This window comes from Variovorax sp. W1I1, assembly GCF_030815625.1.
Classification (GTDB): domain Bacteria; phylum Pseudomonadota; class Gammaproteobacteria; order Burkholderiales; family Burkholderiaceae_C; genus Variovorax; species Variovorax paradoxus_C.
Genome location: NZ_JAUSWZ010000001.1, coordinates 3,160,725 through 3,175,777 on the forward strand (window position 1 = coordinate 3,160,725; position 15,053 = coordinate 3,175,777).

Sequence of the window (15,053 nt, forward strand, 5' to 3'; positions counted from 1 at the left end):
CGAAAAGGACCCCCGCGGGTCCTTTTTTCGTGGCGCGGCGCGGCTCAACGCCCCGTCATGTTCTCCGGCACCACCCATTGGTCGAACTGCTCGGCCGTGAGATGCCCCGAGGCGATCGCCGCTTCGCGCAGGCTCGTGCCTTCCTTGTGCGCCTTCTTCGCGATGTAAGCCGACTTGTCATAGCCGATGTGCGTGTTCAGCGCCGTCACCAGCATCAGCGAGCGCTGCACCAGCTCCGTGATGCGTTCGCGGTTCGGTTCGATGCCCACGGCGCAGTGGTCGTTAAAGCTCACCATGCCGTCAGCCAGAAGGCGCACGCTCTGCAGGAAGTTGTGGGCCACCATCGGGCGGAACACGTTCAGCTCGAAGTTGCCCGAGGCGCCGCCGATGTTGATGGCCACGTCGTTGCCGAACACCTGCGCGGCCAGCATCGTGACGGCTTCGCTCTGGGTCGGGTTGACCTTGCCCGGCATGATCGACGAGCCGGGTTCGTTCTCGGGAATGCTCAGCTCGCCGATGCCGCTGCGCGGGCCGCTCGCGAGCCAGCGCACGTCGTTGGCGATCTTGTTCATGCTGGCCGCCAGCGTCTTGAGCGCGCCGTGGGCATGCACCAGCGCATCGACGCTGGCCATCGCCTCGAACTTGTTCGGCGCGGTGATGAACGGCAGGCCTGTGAGCTTGGCCAGTTCAGCGGCGACCTGCTCCGCGTAGCCCTTCGGCGCATTGAGCCCAGTGCCGACGGCCGTGCCGCCCAGCGCCAGTTCGCAGAGGTGCGGCAATGCGGCGCGCACATGCGCTTCGCCGTGCGCGAGTTGCGCGACGTAGCCCGAGAACTCCTGGCCCAGCGTGAGCGGCGTGGCGTCCTGCAGGTGCGTGCGGCCGATCTTCACGATGTCGGCGAAGTCCTTCGACTTTTTCTCCAGCGTGCCGCGCAGCTTGGCGATGGCGGGCAGCAGCTTGTGCGTGATGGCCTCGACGGCCGCCACATGCATGGCGGTGGGGAAGACGTCGTTGCTCGACTGGCTGCGGTTCACGTCGTCGTTCGGGTGCACGAGGCGCCCTTCCCCGCGCTCACCGCCGAGGATTTCGCTCGCGCGGTTGGCCAGCACCTCGTTGACGTTCATGTTGGTCTGCGTGCCCGAGCCGGTCTGCCAGACCACCAGCGGGAACTCGCCCGGGTGCTTGCCGGCGACGACTTCGTCGGCCGCGGCCACGATGGCGTTGGTTTTCTTCTCGTCCTGCAGGCCCAGCGCGTGGTTGACCACGGCCGATGCGCGCTTGACCTGCGCCAGCGCCTTGATGATCTCGCGCGGCTGCTGTTCGCCGGAGATGTCGAAGTTCTGCAGCGAGCGCTGCGTTTGCGCGCCCCACAGCTTGTCGGCCGGCACGTCGATCGGACCGAAGGTATCGCGCTCGGCACGGGTCTTGGGGGAAGTCGTCATGAGAAAAAGCTCCGCAGTCTTGGATGGTTGCGCCGCTTGGTCGGGCGCGGCCCGAGTATCGGCCAACAAGAATAGCTCGCATCTGACGGGGCCATTGGGCCGCCGCCGACATGACGGTACGCCCGTCGGGTTGACTCGCGTCATGTCAAAAAGTTATAATCATTGGCTTCAGACGACCAACAAGTCATGTAACTCATGGTTGGTTGGCCCTGCACTACTCGCGGATCTCCGAATCCCGTCGCGGTGCAAGGTTCTCCCCCGCCGGGCCCTGCCCGGCAAACCGGCCGGATCTTTCCGGCCCCACTGCCACGCCACCCTTTCGGCGGGCACTGGTTTCGTCGCCACGTCGTCTTCAGTGCCTGTCGGCAGCCTCCAACGCTCGCCGGGCCATTGCACGCGTCTTCTCGCGCTCTCTGTTCGGACGGCCCATCGGCTGATGGCGTGACCGTTGCCGCCCTGTGCTTTGCCGGGGCGGCGCTGTGTCCAACCTTTCAACAAGGAGCCCCGGCATATGGCCAAAGGAATTCTCATCGACGATGTCTTCAAGGTGTTCGGCGACTCGCCCGACGAAGCCCTCGAACTCGTGCGCCAAGGTTTTTCGAAGAAGGAAATCCTCGCGCAGACGGGCCAGTCGATCGGCGTGTTCGATGCCACCTTCGAGATCCAGGCCGGCGAGATCTTCGTGATCATGGGCCTCTCGGGCTCGGGCAAGTCGACGCTGGTGCGCCTGTTGAACCGGCTGATCGAGCCGACCGCCGGGCGCATCGTGATCGACGGCGCCGACATTAACGAGCATTCCGACACCAAGCTGCGCGCGCTGCGCCGCAAGGACATCAGCATGGTGTTCCAGTCGTTCGCGCTGATGCCGCACATGACGGTGCGCGAGAACACCGCGTTCGGCCTCGAGCTCTCGGGCACGAGCAAGAAAGAGCGCCTGGCGCAAGCCGACAAGGCGCTCGCGCAGGTGGGCCTCGCGGGCTGGGGCGACAGCTACCCCGACGAGCTCTCCGGCGGCATGCAGCAGCGCGTGGGCCTGGCGCGCGCGCTGGCGTCCGATCCGTCGATCCTCTTGATGGACGAGGCCTTCTCGGCGCTCGACCCGATCATCCGCACCGAGATGCAGTCGGAGCTCCTGCGCCTGCAGCAGGAGCAGCGCCGCACCATCGTCTTCATCTCGCACGATCTGGACGAAGCCATGCGCATCGGCGACCGCATCGCGATCATGAAAGACGGCCAGGTGATCCAGGTCGGCACACCCGACGAGATCCTGCGCAGCCCCGCCGACGACTACGTGCGCAGCTTCGTGCGCGGCGTGGACGCGGCGGCCGTGTTCAAGGCGGCGGACATCGCGCGCAAGTCGCTCACCGTGGTGTGCGAGCACCCCGAGCGCGGTGCGCGCGCGGCGCTCAAGCTGCTCGAAGACCAGGACCGCGACTTCGCCTATGTGACCAGCCCGAACAAGCGCTTCCTCGGCGTGGTGTCGGCCGACACGCTGCGCGGCGCGCTCGACGGGCATTCGGGGCCGCTCGGCCTGCAGCACGCGTTCCTGGCCGACCTGCCGCGCATCGACGCGGAGGCGCCGGTGGCCGGGCTCATCGGCCAGCTCGCCCAAGCGCCGTGCGCGCTGCCGGTGGTGGCGGGCGACGGCCGCTTCTGCGGCGCGATCAGCAAGACGACGCTGCTCAAGTTCCTGGACCGCGACACGCCGCCCATCGAGCCCGTGTCCCCGCACGCCGCCCCTGCCCTCGCCGCCGAGCCGCACTGAATTCACGAAGGAAACCGAACGATGAACGACACCACATTGCCTTCCGACCCGAACATGCACGACCTGGGCGCCGCGTTGAACACGGCGCCGGAGCCCGCGGCCTTCGTCGATCCGTGGGAGGCGCTTTCAGCCGCGCCCGACACCTCGGCCACGAGCGCGTGGCTCGATGCGCCGATGAACGCAGCCCATCAGCTCGCAGGCCAAGCCGACACCGCCACCAGCGGTTTTCAACTGCACCGCCTCTGGGACGGCACCCTCCCCGTCGAGTCCTGGATCAACCAGGGCCTGGGCTGGGTGGTCGAACATTTCCGCCCCTTCTTCCAGACGGTGCGCCTGCCCATCGACAGCACGCTGAACTGGGTGCAGGGCCTGCTCACCGGCCTGCCGACGCTCGCGATGATCGCGCTCATCGGCCTCTTCGCCTGGCAGTTCGCGGGCCGCGCGCTGGCCATCGGCACCACGGTGGCGCTGCTGCTCGTGGCGATGCTCGGCATCTGGCCCGAAGCGATGGTCACGCTGTCGCTGGTGCTGACCTCGCTCGTGTTCTGCATGGTCATCGGCCTGCCGCTCGGTGTGCTGCTGGCCAGCAGCGACCGGGCCCAGCGCGTCATGCGGCCCGTGCTCGATGCGATGCAGACCACGCCCGCCTTCGTGTACCTCGTGCCGGTGGTGATGCTGTTCGGCATCGGCAACGTGCCGGGCGTGATCGTGACGATCATCTTCGCGCTGGCGCCGCTGGTGCGCCTCACCAACCTGGGCCTGCGCCAGGTGCGGCCCGACCTGATCGAGGCCGCGCGCGCCTACGGCGCCTCGCCCTGGCAGATGCTGGTGAAGGTGCAGCTGCCGCTGGCCATGCCGTCGATCATGGCAGGCATCAACCAGGCGCTGATGCTGTCGCTGTCGATGGTGGTGATCGCCTCGATGATCGCCGTCGGCGGCTTGGGCCAGATGGTGCTGCGCGGCATCGGCCGGCTCGACATGGGCCTTGCGACCGTGGGCGGTCTGGGCATCGTGCTGCTGGCGATTTCGCTCGACCGGCTGACGCAGGCGATGGGCAAGTCGCGCCGCAGCGCCGGGCGGCGCTGGTGGCACACGGGGCCGGCCGGCTTCTCGCTGCGCGTTCTGCAGCGCCTGCTGGGCACGCCGTCGCGGGGTGCGAATGCACCTGTTCCCGCCCTGTCCACGCAAGCGCAATGACCCACTACGGAGGATTTCAACGCATGAAGAAAACCAGTCTCATCGCACGCAGCCTTCTGGCCCTGGGCTTCGTCGCCTTCGGCATGGCCGCACAGGCCGCCAACGACCTGCCCGGCAAGGGCGTCACCGTGCAGCCCCTCAAGAGCTCGCTCGCCGAAGAAGCGTTCCAGACGCTGCTCGTGATGCGCGCTCTCGAAAAGCTCGGCTACACCGTCGAGCCCATGAAGGACCTGGAGCCCGCCACCGAGCACCTGGCGATTGCCAATGGCGATGCCACCTTCATGGCCAACCACTGGAGCCTGCTGCACGCCGACTTCTACAAGAACAGCGGCGGCGACGCGAAGCTCTCGCGCACCGGCGTGTACTCGGACGGCGCGGTGCAGGGCTATCTCATCGACCGCAAGACGGCCGAGCAATACAACATCACCAACATCGCGCAGCTGAAGGACCCGGCGATTGCCAAGCTGTTCGACGCGGACGGCGACGGCAAGGCCGACCTCACGGGTTGCAACCCGGGCTGGGGCTGCGAACTGGCCATCGAGAACCATCTGACGGCCTACAAGCTGCGCGACACCGTCACGCACAAGCAAGGCAGCTACGCCGCGCTGATGGCCGACACCATCGCGCGCTTCAAGCAGGACAAGCCGATCCTCTACTACACGTGGACGCCGTACTGGGTGAGCGCCGTGCTGCGCCCGGGCGCGGACGTGGTGTGGCTGCAGGTGCCCTTCTCGTCCTCGCAGGAAGGCCAGGCCGACACCCAACTGCCCAACGGCAAGAACTACGGCTTCCAGGCCAACCGGGAACAGATCGTCGCGAACAAGGCCTTCGTCGAGAAGAACCCGGCGGCGGGCAAGTTGTTCGAGGTGATGAAGCTGCCGATCGGCGACATCAACGCCCAGAACCTGCGCATGAGCCAGGGCGCAAATACGCAGCAGGACGTGGAGCGGCATGCGGATGGGTGGATCCGGGTGCATCAGGCACTGTTCGACGGCTGGATTGCCGAGGCGCGGGCTGCTGCGAGGTAGCACGGCAGCCCTGGGACGGCGGCTGAGATAATCCGGGGGCGTTTTCCCGTGTTTCCCCCTACAAAAAGCCCCCCACCATGACGACCACGATCCAGCAGGCCGACCTGATCGAATCGATCAGCGCCGCGCTGCAGTACATCAGCTACTACCACCCCGCCGACTACATCGCCCACCTGGCCCGCGCCTACGAGCGCGAACAGAGCCCCGCTGCCAAGGACGCCATCGCGCAGATCCTCACCAACAGCAAGATGAGCGCCACGGGCCACCGTCCGATCTGCCAGGACACCGGCATCGTCAACGTGTTCCTCAAGGTGGGCATGGACGTGCGCTGGGGCGGCTTCACCGGCAGCCTGGACGACGCCATCAACGAAGGCGTGCGCCGCGGCTACAACCACCCCGACAACACGCTGCGCGCCTCGGTCGTGGCCGATCCGCAGTTCGACCGCAAGAACACCAAGGACAACACGCCGGCAGTGATCTTCACCGAGATCGTTCCCGGCAACACCGTCGAAGTGACGGTCGCAGCCAAGGGCGGCGGCAGCGAGAACAAGAGCAAGCTGGTGATGCTGAACCCCGGCGACAGCGTCGTCGACTGGGTGCTGAAGACCGTGCCCACCATGGGCGCCGGCTGGTGCCCGCCGGGCATGCTGGGCATCGGCATCGGCGGCACCGCCGAAAAGGCCGCGCTCATGGCCAAGGAAAGCCTGATGGACGACCTGGACATGCACGAGCTGCAGGCCAAGAAGACTTCGGGCGCCGAGCTCAGCAAGGTCGAGGCGCTGCGTATCGAGCTGTACGAGAAGGTCAATGCACTCGGCATCGGCGCGCAGGGCCTGGGCGGCCTGGCGACCGTGCTGGACATCAAGATCAAGATGTACCCCACGCACGCGGCCAGCAAGCCCGTGGCGATGATCCCCAACTGCGCGGCCACCCGCCATGCGCACTTCGTGATGGACGGCAGCGGCGCTGTCTACCTCGATCCGCCGTCGCTGGACCTGTGGCCCGACGTGAACTGGGCGCCCGACGAAAAGAAGAGCAAGCGCGTGAATCTCGACAAGCTCACGCCTGCCGAAGTGGCGAGCTGGAAGCCCGGCGACACGCTGCTCCTGAACGGCAAGATGCTCACCGGCCGCGACGCCGCGCACAAGCGCATCCAGGACATGCTGGCCAAGGGCGAGAAGCTGCCGGTGGACTTCACCAACCGCGTGATCTATTACGTCGGCCCGGTCGATCCGGTCGGCGACGAGGCCGTGGGCCCCGCAGGCCCGACCACCGCCACGCGCATGGACGGCTTCACCGAAATGATGCTGGCCCAGACCGGCCTGATCGCGATGATCGGCAAGGCCGAGCGCGGCCCGGTCGCCATCGAGGCGATCAAGAAGCACAAGAGCGCCTACCTCATGGCCGTGGGCGGTGCCGCCTACCTGGTGAGCAAGGCGATCAAGACCGCCAAGGTCGTGGGCTTCGAGGACCTGGGCATGGAAGCGATCTACGAATTCGATGTGGTCGACATGCCCGTGACGGTGGCGGTCGATGCGGGCGGCACCAGCGCGCACATCACCGGCCCGGCCGAGTGGCAGAAGCGCATCGCCAGCGGCGAGTTCAAGACCATCATGATGGAAGAGGCCTGAGGCCTTGAAACCGGTCGGCGTGTTCGATAGCGGCGTGGGCGGGCTCAGCGTGCTTGCCGCGCTGCGCGCCGAATTGCCGCGCGAGCGCTTCGTGTATTTCTCGGACGCGGCTTACGCGCCCTATGGCGAGCGTGGCGATGACTATGTGATCGAGCGCTCGCGCAAGGTGACCGAACAGTTGATCGCCGAGCACGGCATCAAGGCCTTGGTGGTGGCCTGCAACACGGCCACGACAGCGGCGATCCATCTGCTGCGCGCCGAGCATCCGGCGCTACCCATCGTTGGCCTGGAGCCGGCGCTCAAGCCGGCGGTGGCGACGAGCCGCACCGGCCACATCTCGGTGATGGCCACGCGCGGAACGCTGGCCAGCGCCAAATACGCGGCCCTGCGCGATTCGTTTGCCGGTTCGGCCACGGTTCGCGCCATACCCTGCGACGGGCTCGTGAAAGCCATCGAAGGCCTAGACACCGAGGCCATCGCGACGCTCTGCGCACGCTACATGGCCGAGGCCGGCCCTTTCGGCGATGCGCCAGGCGAAGTCGACACCATCGTGCTCGGCTGCACGCACTACCCGCTCGTGAAGAACGAACTCCAGCGCCATGCGCCGCCCGCGCTGCGCTTCATCGACACCGGCGCGCCGGTCGCGCAACAGACGCGGCGCGTGCTGGCCGCCATCGGCCGCCTCTCGGACGGTGAAGGCGGACTGTTCCTCCAGAGCAGCGGCGACCAGGCCGTGCTCGAAGCGGCCGCTGCACGCTGGCTGCAAATCTCGCCGCAAGGTACAACGGCGACCTCCGCCTGAAATCATCATCGCCGTCATGCGTCTCTTCCTGCGCCACGCTCTGCTCCTGCTGTGCCTTTCTGCCGCGGGCTTGAGCCACGCCGCCTGCGAAAGCGGCCTCGCCGAGCGCATGCACGCCAAGCTCTACCCCAAGCGCCCGCTCGACGAGCGGCTCGCGGCCTGCAAGGTGTGGCCGGCGTTCCCCGGCCGCAGCATCGTGGTGCTGCCCATGCCGCGCGAAACCACAGACAAGGGCGCCAAGGTCTTCGACCTCGAGGTGTTGCTGATCCAGCGCCCCGACAACGGCAACACCGAGCGCGACACCGTCATCGGCCGCCTCTTGCAGCCCGAGGCGCTCGACGAGGACGCGACCACGGCGATCCAGGACATCCGCATCGACACCTCGCGCTACGTGCTCGCCTCCGACGCACGCGCCTTCGGCGTGCGCGTGCGCTATCGCGGCAGCAGCGCGCCGTCGAGCCCGCTGGCCAGCGAGACGGTGCGCCTCTACGTGCAGCACGGCAGCAAGCTGCGCGAGGTGCTGCAGGAGATCGAGCTCGACCACGACAACGGCGGATGGGATTCGACCTGCACCGGCCACTTCGAGAAGCTGCGCACCATGCTCTCGGTGGGCAAGTCGACGAGCAATGGCTTTGCCGACCTGCAGCTCTCGCGCACGCTGGTCCAGAGCCATGCGCAGGAGCAGGAAGACCAGGGCTGCATCGAGAAGACGCTGCCCGCGAAGTTCAGCACGGTGACGCTGCGCTACGACGGCGAGCGGTTCAAGGTGCCGAAGTCGCTGATGCAGCAATCGCCCTGACGGGCGGCTGAACGCGCGTGAAGATCCCGACAGTTGGACCAAGCGCTACGCTCCGGAGGCCGGGTGGCCGCTGACCAACAACAGCCTGTTCGGCGACAAGTTGCCCTGATCTACGAACTGCACAGCGCGGCCTCCCGGCCGCGCCGCATGTCGATTGGCAGCAGCAGCAACAAACCCGCCACGAACAGCACCGCGGTCGATAGGATCGCGATGCGCTGGTTGCCGCCCGTGGCCCAGGTGATCGCGCCGAAGCTCAGCGGGCCGATGATGCTGGCCAGCCGGGTCGCGAAAGTCCAGAGCCCGAAGAACTCCGCCAGTTGCTGCGGCGGCGCGAGGTAGCCGGTCATCGCGCGGCCGGCGGACTGGCTTGAGCCCATCGCGAGCCCTGCGATGGCGGCGGCCCACCAAAAACCGCCTTTGGTGGTCACCACGGCGGCGATCACGCAGACCGCGATCCACGCCACCAGCGTCACTGCCAGCGAAACCTTGTGGCCGATGCGGTCCTGGATGTAGCCGAACGAGAAAGCGCCGATGGCGGCGGCGACGTTGAGCACGAAGATCAGCACCATCGTCTCGCTCGCCACGAAGCCGATCACCTGCTCGGCGTAGATAGCCGCAAGCGTGATGGCGACCGCCACGCCGCCCTGGTAGCAGACGGTGCAGACCAGCAGCCACATGAAGTCGCGATAGGCGCGTGCCCGCTTGTAGGTGGCCCGCAATTGCTGCCACGCGCCAAGTTCGCCGCCCGCGGTTTTCGGCTGCGCACGCTCGGGCAAGAGCGCGAAGGTGGCGCAGGCCGCACCGCCGTAGATTGCGGCCGTGATCAGCATCGTGACCGGCACGAAATGCGAAGCCGGCAATCCCCTCGCCTGCGACCACAGCACGTAGGCCAGGCAGATGCCGAGCGTGAGCATGCCGCCGACATAACCGAAGCTCCAGCCCCATCCGCTCACCTTGCCCATGCCTTCGGGCGTTGCCAGCTCAGGCAGGAAGGCGCCCGTGAGGGACTCGCCGTAGGAATAGAAAGCGTTCGAGATGATCACCAGCAACATGGCCAGTGCGACACCGCCCGAGGCGCCCGCAAAGCGCGGCGTGAGCGCCAGTGCGGCCGTGGCCAGTACGCAGCCGGTGGTGGCAACGACCAGCACCCGCTTCTTGGCACCGCGCAGGTCGGCCCAGGCGCCGATGGCGGGCATCGTGAGCATCACGATGGCGTAGGAGATGCTGAGTGCGGCGGTCCATGCAAAGGCGGCCCAAGGCGCGCCCTTGGCGATGCCGCCCACGAAGTAGGCGGCGAACACGGCGGTGATGACGACCGTCGTGTAGCCCGAGTTGGCGAAGTCGTACATCGCCCAACCGAAGACCTCGCGCTTGCGCACGCCGGAGCGCAGCGCGGAGGCGGGAAACAGGGCCATGCGGCCTTGCGTTGGGCGAGTGGTTGCGGGTTGTTAGTGCAGGTGACGCGGACGGCGACCGCCGCCGTGGCCACCGCCGCTTCCGCCGCTGCCCGGACCACCCGTGCCGCGCGGACGCTTGCCGATTTCAAGCGAGTTCACGAGCGCGTCGAAGCGGTCGCTGAAGAGACGATCGATCTCGGAGACCACGCCACCCAGTTCGGCGCCGTCGAAATGGCGCTCCATGAGGTTGACGACGTCTTCCACCAGCAGATCGCGCTGCACCTGCATGATCGCGGCCGGGTTGGGACCGACGAACAGCATCAGGAAATCGTCGCGGGATTCTTCGTCCGGGTCGCCCTCTTCCTCGTCGAAGTCGGTGTCATAGAAGGTGACTTCGATCGCGGCGCCGCGGTCTGAGAGTTCGTTCAGGCCCATGCACATCTCGTCGAGTGCCTGGCGGAAGTCTTCGTCGCCGGGGACGGTCCAGCAGATCTGCAGCGTGTGGTCCTTCTGCTCGAAGCGGATACCGGGTTCTTCTTCATAGGTGCTGGTGGCGCCATCGGCCAGCGACTTGGCGCCTGCATATTTCCAGAGCGGCTTGAGCGCTTCTTGTATCTGCTCGAAGCTCACGTCCGAACGCAATGGCACGTCGCCATGCACATGGATCTCAAATGGAGCGTTGTAGCGAGGCATCGAATGCTCCTTTTTTAAGTTTGGTACCCGGAACGGGGGTCGAACCCGTATGCCCCGATCAAGGAAGCGGCGGATTTTAAGTCCGATGTGTCTACCAATTTCACCATCCGGGCGTCAGGTTGGACATCGACGATAACCCAAACGAAACAAGCCCCGGCAACGATGGTTGGCGGGGCTTGTTTGTCGGATCGAATCGTGTCTAACGAGAAGGTGGAGGCGCGACCCGGAGTCGAACCGGGCTAGACGGATTTGCAATCCGTTGCATAACCGCTTTGCTATCGCGCCACGCAGAAAAACGAATTCGAACTTGCGAAAAAAAGGGAAGCATTTGCTTCCCTTTTTCAAAACTGGAGCGGGAAAAGAGTCTCGAACTCTCGACCTCAACCTTGGCAAGGTTGCGCTCTACCAACTGAGCTATTCCCGCGTTTCGAGTCTCGAATTATATACCAGTTTTTCGAGGCCTGGCAAATTCGTGCCCTCAATGTTTGATCGAACCCTCGGCGGCCGGGGTGCCCGCACGCTGCTTGGCCAACTCGGCCACAGCGGCGGCCGAAGCAGCCACCTCTTCGTCGGACAACGGCTCCGGCATCTTCTCAAGCGCGATCTCGAGAACCTTGTCGATCCACTTCACGGGCACGATCTCGAGGCCGTTCTTCACGTTCTCGGGGATGTCCTGCAGGTCCTTGGCGTTCTCTTCGGGGATCAGCACGGTCTTGATGCCACCGCGCAATGCGGCGAGCAGCTTTTCCTTCAGTCCACCGATGGCCGTGACCTCGCCGCGCAGCGTGATTTCGCCGGTCATCGCAACGTCGCTGCGCACGGGAATGCCCGTGAGCGCCGACACGAAGGCCGTCGTCATCGCCGCGCCCGCGCTCGGGCCGTCCTTGGGCGTCGCGCCATCGGGCACGTGGATGTGGATGTCGCGCTTCTCGAACATCTCGTCCTTGATGCCGAGACGTCGCGAGCGGCTGCGCACCACCGTGCGTGCAGCCTCGACCGATTCCTTCATCACGTCACCCAGCGAACCCGTGCGGCTGATCACGCCCTTGCCGGGCATGGTGACCGCCTCGATCGTCAGCAGATCGCCGCCGACTTCGGTCCACGCGAGACCGACCACCTGGCCGACCTGGTTCTGCTTTTCAGCCAAGCCGAAGCTGTACTTGCGCACGCCGAGGAACTCGTTGAGGTTCGATCCATCGACCGTCACCTTCGGCGTGAGTTGCTTGAGCAGCAGGCCCTTCACGACCTTGCGGCAGATCTTCGAGAGCTCGCGTTCCAGCGAACGCACGCCGGCTTCACGCGTGTAGTAGCGCACGATGTCGCGCACGGCTTCTTCGGTGACCGCAAGCTCTTCGTCCTTCACGCCGTTGTTCTTCATCTGCTTGGGCAGCAGGTACTTGATCGCGATGTTGGTCTTCTCGTCCTCGGTGTAGCCCGAGAGGCGGATGACTTCCATGCGGTCCAGCAGCGCCGGCGGAATGTTCATCGAGTTCGAGGTGGCGACGAACATCACGTCGCTCAGGTCGAAGTCGACTTCCACGTAGTGGTCGCCGAAGGTGTGGTTCTGTTCGGGGTCGAGCACTTCGAGCAGCGCGCTCGACGGGTCGCCGCGGAAGTCCGTGCCCAGCTTGTCGATTTCGTCCAGCAGGAACAGAGGATTGCGCGTGCCGATCTTGCTCAGCCCCTGCAGCACCTTGCCCGGCAGTGCGCCGATGTAGGTGCGGCGATGGCCGCGGATCTCGGCTTCGTCGCGCATGCCGCCCAGCGCCATGCGTGTGTACTTGCGGCCGGTCGCCTTGGCGATCGACTGCCCCAGCGAGGTCTTGCCGACGCCCGGTGGGCCCACGAGGCACAGGATGGGCGCCTTCACCTTGTCGACGCGTTGCTGCACCGCGAGATATTCAAGGATGCGGTCCTTGACCTTCTCGAGGCCGTAATGGTCGGCATTGAGCACGGCCTCGGCATTGGCCAGATCGTGCTTGATCTTGGTCTTCTTGCTCCACGGCAGGCCGATGAGCACATCGATGTAGTTGCGCACCACGGTGGCCTCGGCCGACATGGGCGACATCAGCTTGAGCTTCTTGAGTTCGCCTTCGGCCTTCTTCAAGCCTTCCTTGGACATCTTGGCGAGCTTGATCTTCTTCTCGATCTCCTCGATGTCCGCGCCCTCTTCCCCTTCGCCGAGCTCCTTCTGGATGGCCTTGACCTGCTCGTTCAAGTAGAAGTCGCGCTGGTTCTTCTCCATCTGGCGCTTCACGCGGCCACGGATCTTTTTGTCGACATTCAGGATGTCGACTTCGCGCTCGAGCTGCCCGAACAGGTTTTCCAGACGCGCCTTGACGTCGTCCAGGTCGAGCACGGCCTGCTTGTTGTCCAGCTTGAGCGGCAGGTGCGCGGCGATGGTGTCGGCCAGGCGGCCGGCGTCGTCGATGCTCGAGATCGAGGTGAGGATCTCGGGCGGGATCTTCTTGTTCAGTTTGACGTACTGGTCGAACTGCTGCATCACGGCGCGGCGCAGGGCCTCGACCTCGGTGCCCTTCTCGCCGCCTTCGAGCGCCTCGACGGGCGTCACGTTGGCAGTGAAGTGCGTTTCGCCGTCATCGATGCGGTTCACGCGTGCGCGCTGCTGGCCTTCGACCAGCACCTTCACCGTGCCGTCGGGCAGCTTGAGCATCTGCAGAATGGTCGAGACGCAGCCGACCTCGAACATGTCCTCGACGGAGGGCTCATCCTTGGCAGCAGCCTTCTGGGCCACCAGCATGATGCGGCGCTCGGCCTCCATGGCCAGTTCGAGCGCCTTGATGCTCTTGGGGCGACCCACGAAGAGCGGGATCACCATGTGGGGAAACACCACGACGTCGCGCAGCGGCAGCAGCGGCAGGTCGAGTGCTTCGGGAGGCAGGGGGGTATGACCAGACATGCGAAATCCTTTACGCCTTCTTCGCTGCTTCGCGGTAGACGAGCAGCGGTGGCTTGTTTTCGTCGATGGTCGATTCCTCGACCACCACCTTGTCGACATTGGTCGCGTTCGGCAATTCGAACATGGTGTCGATCAGCGACTGTTCAAGGATCGAGCGCAGGCCCCGTGCACCCGTCTTGCGGGCCAGCGCCTTGCGTGCAATCGCCTTGAGCGCCGCCGGGCGAATCTCCAGGTCCACGCCTTCCATTTGAAGAAGCTTGGTGAATTGCTTGACCACCGCGTTCTTCGGCTCGGTCAGGATCTGGACCAGCGCGTCCTCGGAGAGTTCCGCGAGCGATGCGACCACGGGCATGCGGCCCACGAGTTCGGGGATGAGGCCGAACTTGATCAGGTCTTCGGGTTCGACTTCGCGGAACACCTCGGTGATGCTGCGCTGGGCCTTGCTCTTGACCGTGGCGCCAAAGCCGATACCCGAGGCCTCGGTGCGGTTTTCGATGACCTTCTCCAGGCCCGCGAACGCGCCACCGCAAATGAACAGGATGTTGGTCGTGTCGATCTGCAAGAAGTCCTGGTTCGGGTGCTTGCGCCCACCTTGGGGCGGCACGCTGGCCATGGTGCCTTCGATGAGCTTGAGCAAGGCCTGCTGCACGCCCTCGCCCGACACGTCGCGCGTGATCGAGGGGTTGTCGGACTTGCGCGAGATCTTGTCGATTTCGTCGATGTAGACGATGCCGCGCTGGGCGCGCTCGACTTCGTAGTTGCAGCTCTGCAGCAGCTTCTGGATGATGTTCTCGACGTCTTCGCCCACGTAGCCGGCTTCGGTCAGCGTGGTGGCATCGGCCATCACGAAGGGCACGTCGAGCATGCGCGCGAGCGTTTGCGCAAGCAGCGTCTTGCCCGAGCCTGTGGGGCCGATCAAGAGGATGTTGCTCTTGCTGAGCTCGACGTCGTCGCCCTTGGCCTTTTCCTTGTGGCGCAGGCGCTTGTAGTGGTTGTAGACCGCCACCGACAGCATGCGCTTGGCCGGCTCCTGGCCGATCACGTAGTTGTCGAGGTTGGTCTTGATCTCCAGCGGCGTGGGCAGGTCGCTGCGCGCTTCGCGCGCTTCTTCACCAGCCGGCAGCTCGTCGCGGATGATTTCGTTGCAGAGATCGATGCACTCGTCGCAGATGAAGACCGAAGGGCCCGCGATCAGCTTCTTGACCTCATGCTGGCTCTTGCCGCAGAACGAGCAATAAAGCGTTTTTTCGCTGGAGGAGCCTTTTTTTTCGGCCATGGACAGATGCCTCGTTACAGGGGTATGGACAATGATAACTAAACAAAAACGGCGTTTCCCGTGTGGAAAACGCCGTCTTTCGCCTTTTGCGCCACAGGGCGCC

Annotated in this window: 11 protein-coding genes and 3 tRNA genes; 6 read left to right on the forward strand and 8 right to left on the reverse strand. The window is 65.3% G+C overall.

Annotated features, from left to right (window positions below; all coding sequences use genetic code 11):
* Positions 1 to 44: 44 nt before the first annotated feature.
* Positions 45 to 1,442, reverse strand: a complete 1,398-nt coding sequence (gene fumC / locus QFZ83_RS14780; RefSeq protein WP_306876782.1) for a class II fumarate hydratase — start codon at positions 1,440 to 1,442, stop codon at positions 45 to 47.
* A gap of 511 nt (positions 1,443 to 1,953) precedes the next feature.
* Here fumC and proV point away from each other — a divergent pair.
* From proV to QFZ83_RS14810, 6 genes are all read left to right on the forward strand, one after another.
* Positions 1,954 to 3,207: a glycine betaine/L-proline ABC transporter ATP-binding protein ProV gene (proV, locus tag QFZ83_RS14785; RefSeq protein WP_307507610.1), complete on the forward strand. Its 1,254-nt coding sequence runs from the start codon at positions 1,954 to 1,956 to the stop codon at positions 3,205 to 3,207.
* Positions 3,208 to 3,228: 21 nt separating this feature from the next.
* Complete coding sequence (gene proW, locus QFZ83_RS14790) at positions 3,229 to 4,404, forward strand: glycine betaine/L-proline ABC transporter permease ProW (protein WP_307507613.1); 1,176 nt, start codon at positions 3,229 to 3,231, stop codon at positions 4,402 to 4,404.
* Between the two features lie 23 nt (positions 4,405 to 4,427).
* Entirely contained in the window at positions 4,428 to 5,432 is a 1,005-nt protein-coding gene (proX, locus tag QFZ83_RS14795) for a glycine betaine/L-proline ABC transporter substrate-binding protein ProX (protein WP_307507617.1), read from the forward strand.
* A gap of 77 nt (positions 5,433 to 5,509) precedes the next feature.
* On the forward strand, positions 5,510 to 7,063 hold the full coding sequence (locus QFZ83_RS14800) for a fumarate hydratase (protein WP_307507620.1): 1,554 nt from the start codon (positions 5,510 to 5,512) through the stop codon (positions 7,061 to 7,063).
* 4 nt (positions 7,064 to 7,067) lie between these two features.
* On the forward strand, positions 7,068 to 7,865 hold the full coding sequence (gene murI, locus QFZ83_RS14805; protein WP_307507622.1) for a glutamate racemase: 798 nt from the start codon (positions 7,068 to 7,070) through the stop codon (positions 7,863 to 7,865).
* 16 nt (positions 7,866 to 7,881) lie between these two features.
* On the forward strand, positions 7,882 to 8,664 hold the full coding sequence (locus QFZ83_RS14810; RefSeq protein ID WP_307507624.1) for a hypothetical protein: 783 nt from the start codon (positions 7,882 to 7,884) through the stop codon (positions 8,662 to 8,664).
* 110 nt (positions 8,665 to 8,774) lie between these two features.
* Here the strand turns inward: QFZ83_RS14810 and QFZ83_RS14815 are convergent, their stop codons facing one another.
* The 7 genes from QFZ83_RS14815 to clpX all read right to left on the reverse strand — a co-directional run bounded on the left by QFZ83_RS14815 (position 8,775) and on the right by clpX (position 14,950).
* On the reverse strand, positions 8,775 to 10,079 hold the full coding sequence (locus QFZ83_RS14815) for an MFS transporter (protein ID WP_307507627.1): 1,305 nt from the start codon (positions 10,077 to 10,079) through the stop codon (positions 8,775 to 8,777).
* Positions 10,080 to 10,112: 33 nt separating this feature from the next.
* The gene (locus tag QFZ83_RS14820) at positions 10,113 to 10,754 is read right to left on the reverse strand and encodes a DUF6806 family protein (RefSeq protein ID WP_013541831.1); all 642 of its coding nucleotides are present in this window, start codon (positions 10,752 to 10,754) and stop codon (positions 10,113 to 10,115) included.
* A 21-nt stretch (positions 10,755 to 10,775) separates the two neighbouring features.
* Positions 10,776 to 10,867: transfer RNA gene (locus QFZ83_RS14825), tRNA-Leu, on the reverse strand.
* A gap of 98 nt (positions 10,868 to 10,965) precedes the next feature.
* Positions 10,966 to 11,039 (reverse strand) — tRNA-Cys (locus QFZ83_RS14830).
* A 63-nt stretch (positions 11,040 to 11,102) separates the two neighbouring features.
* Positions 11,103 to 11,178: transfer RNA gene (locus QFZ83_RS14835), tRNA-Gly, on the reverse strand.
* Between the two features lie 54 nt (positions 11,179 to 11,232).
* Positions 11,233 to 13,674 (reverse strand): endopeptidase La, encoded by a 2,442-nt coding sequence (lon, locus tag QFZ83_RS14840; protein WP_307507629.1) that lies wholly within the window; start codon positions 13,672 to 13,674, stop codon positions 11,233 to 11,235.
* A gap of 10 nt (positions 13,675 to 13,684) precedes the next feature.
* Positions 13,685 to 14,950 carry an ATP-dependent Clp protease ATP-binding subunit ClpX gene (gene clpX, locus QFZ83_RS14845; RefSeq protein WP_013541833.1) on the reverse strand — a complete coding sequence of 422 codons (1,266 nt, stop codon included), beginning with the start codon at positions 14,948 to 14,950 and terminating at the stop codon, positions 13,685 to 13,687.
* Between the last annotated feature and the right edge of the window lie 103 nt (positions 14,951 to 15,053).

Excerpts from the sequence above, each read along its gene's own strand:
- QFZ83_RS14810 (WP_307507624.1), top strand. The coding sequence starts at position 7,882 with ATGCGTCTCTTCCTGCGCCACGCTCTGCTCCTGCTGTGCCTTTCTGCC.
- QFZ83_RS14820 (WP_013541831.1), bottom strand. The coding sequence starts at position 10,754 with ATGCCTCGCTACAACGCTCCATTTGAGATCCATGTGCATGGCGACGTG.
- clpX (WP_013541833.1), bottom strand. The coding sequence starts at position 14,950 with ATGGCCGAAAAAAAAGGCTCCTCCAGCGAAAAAACGCTTTATTGCTCG.
- lon (WP_307507629.1), bottom strand. The coding sequence starts at position 13,674 with ATGTCTGGTCATACCCCCCTGCCTCCCGAAGCACTCGACCTGCCGCTG.
- fumC (WP_306876782.1), bottom strand. The coding sequence starts at position 1,442 with ATGACGACTTCCCCCAAGACCCGTGCCGAGCGCGATACCTTCGGTCCG.
- QFZ83_RS14815 (WP_307507627.1), bottom strand. The coding sequence starts at position 10,079 with ATGGCCCTGTTTCCCGCCTCCGCGCTGCGCTCCGGCGTGCGCAAGCGC.
- proW (WP_307507613.1), top strand. The coding sequence starts at position 3,229 with ATGAACGACACCACATTGCCTTCCGACCCGAACATGCACGACCTGGGC.
- QFZ83_RS14800 (WP_307507620.1), top strand. The coding sequence starts at position 5,510 with ATGACGACCACGATCCAGCAGGCCGACCTGATCGAATCGATCAGCGCC.
- proV (WP_307507610.1), top strand. The coding sequence starts at position 1,954 with ATGGCCAAAGGAATTCTCATCGACGATGTCTTCAAGGTGTTCGGCGAC.
- proX (WP_307507617.1), top strand. The coding sequence starts at position 4,428 with ATGAAGAAAACCAGTCTCATCGCACGCAGCCTTCTGGCCCTGGGCTTC.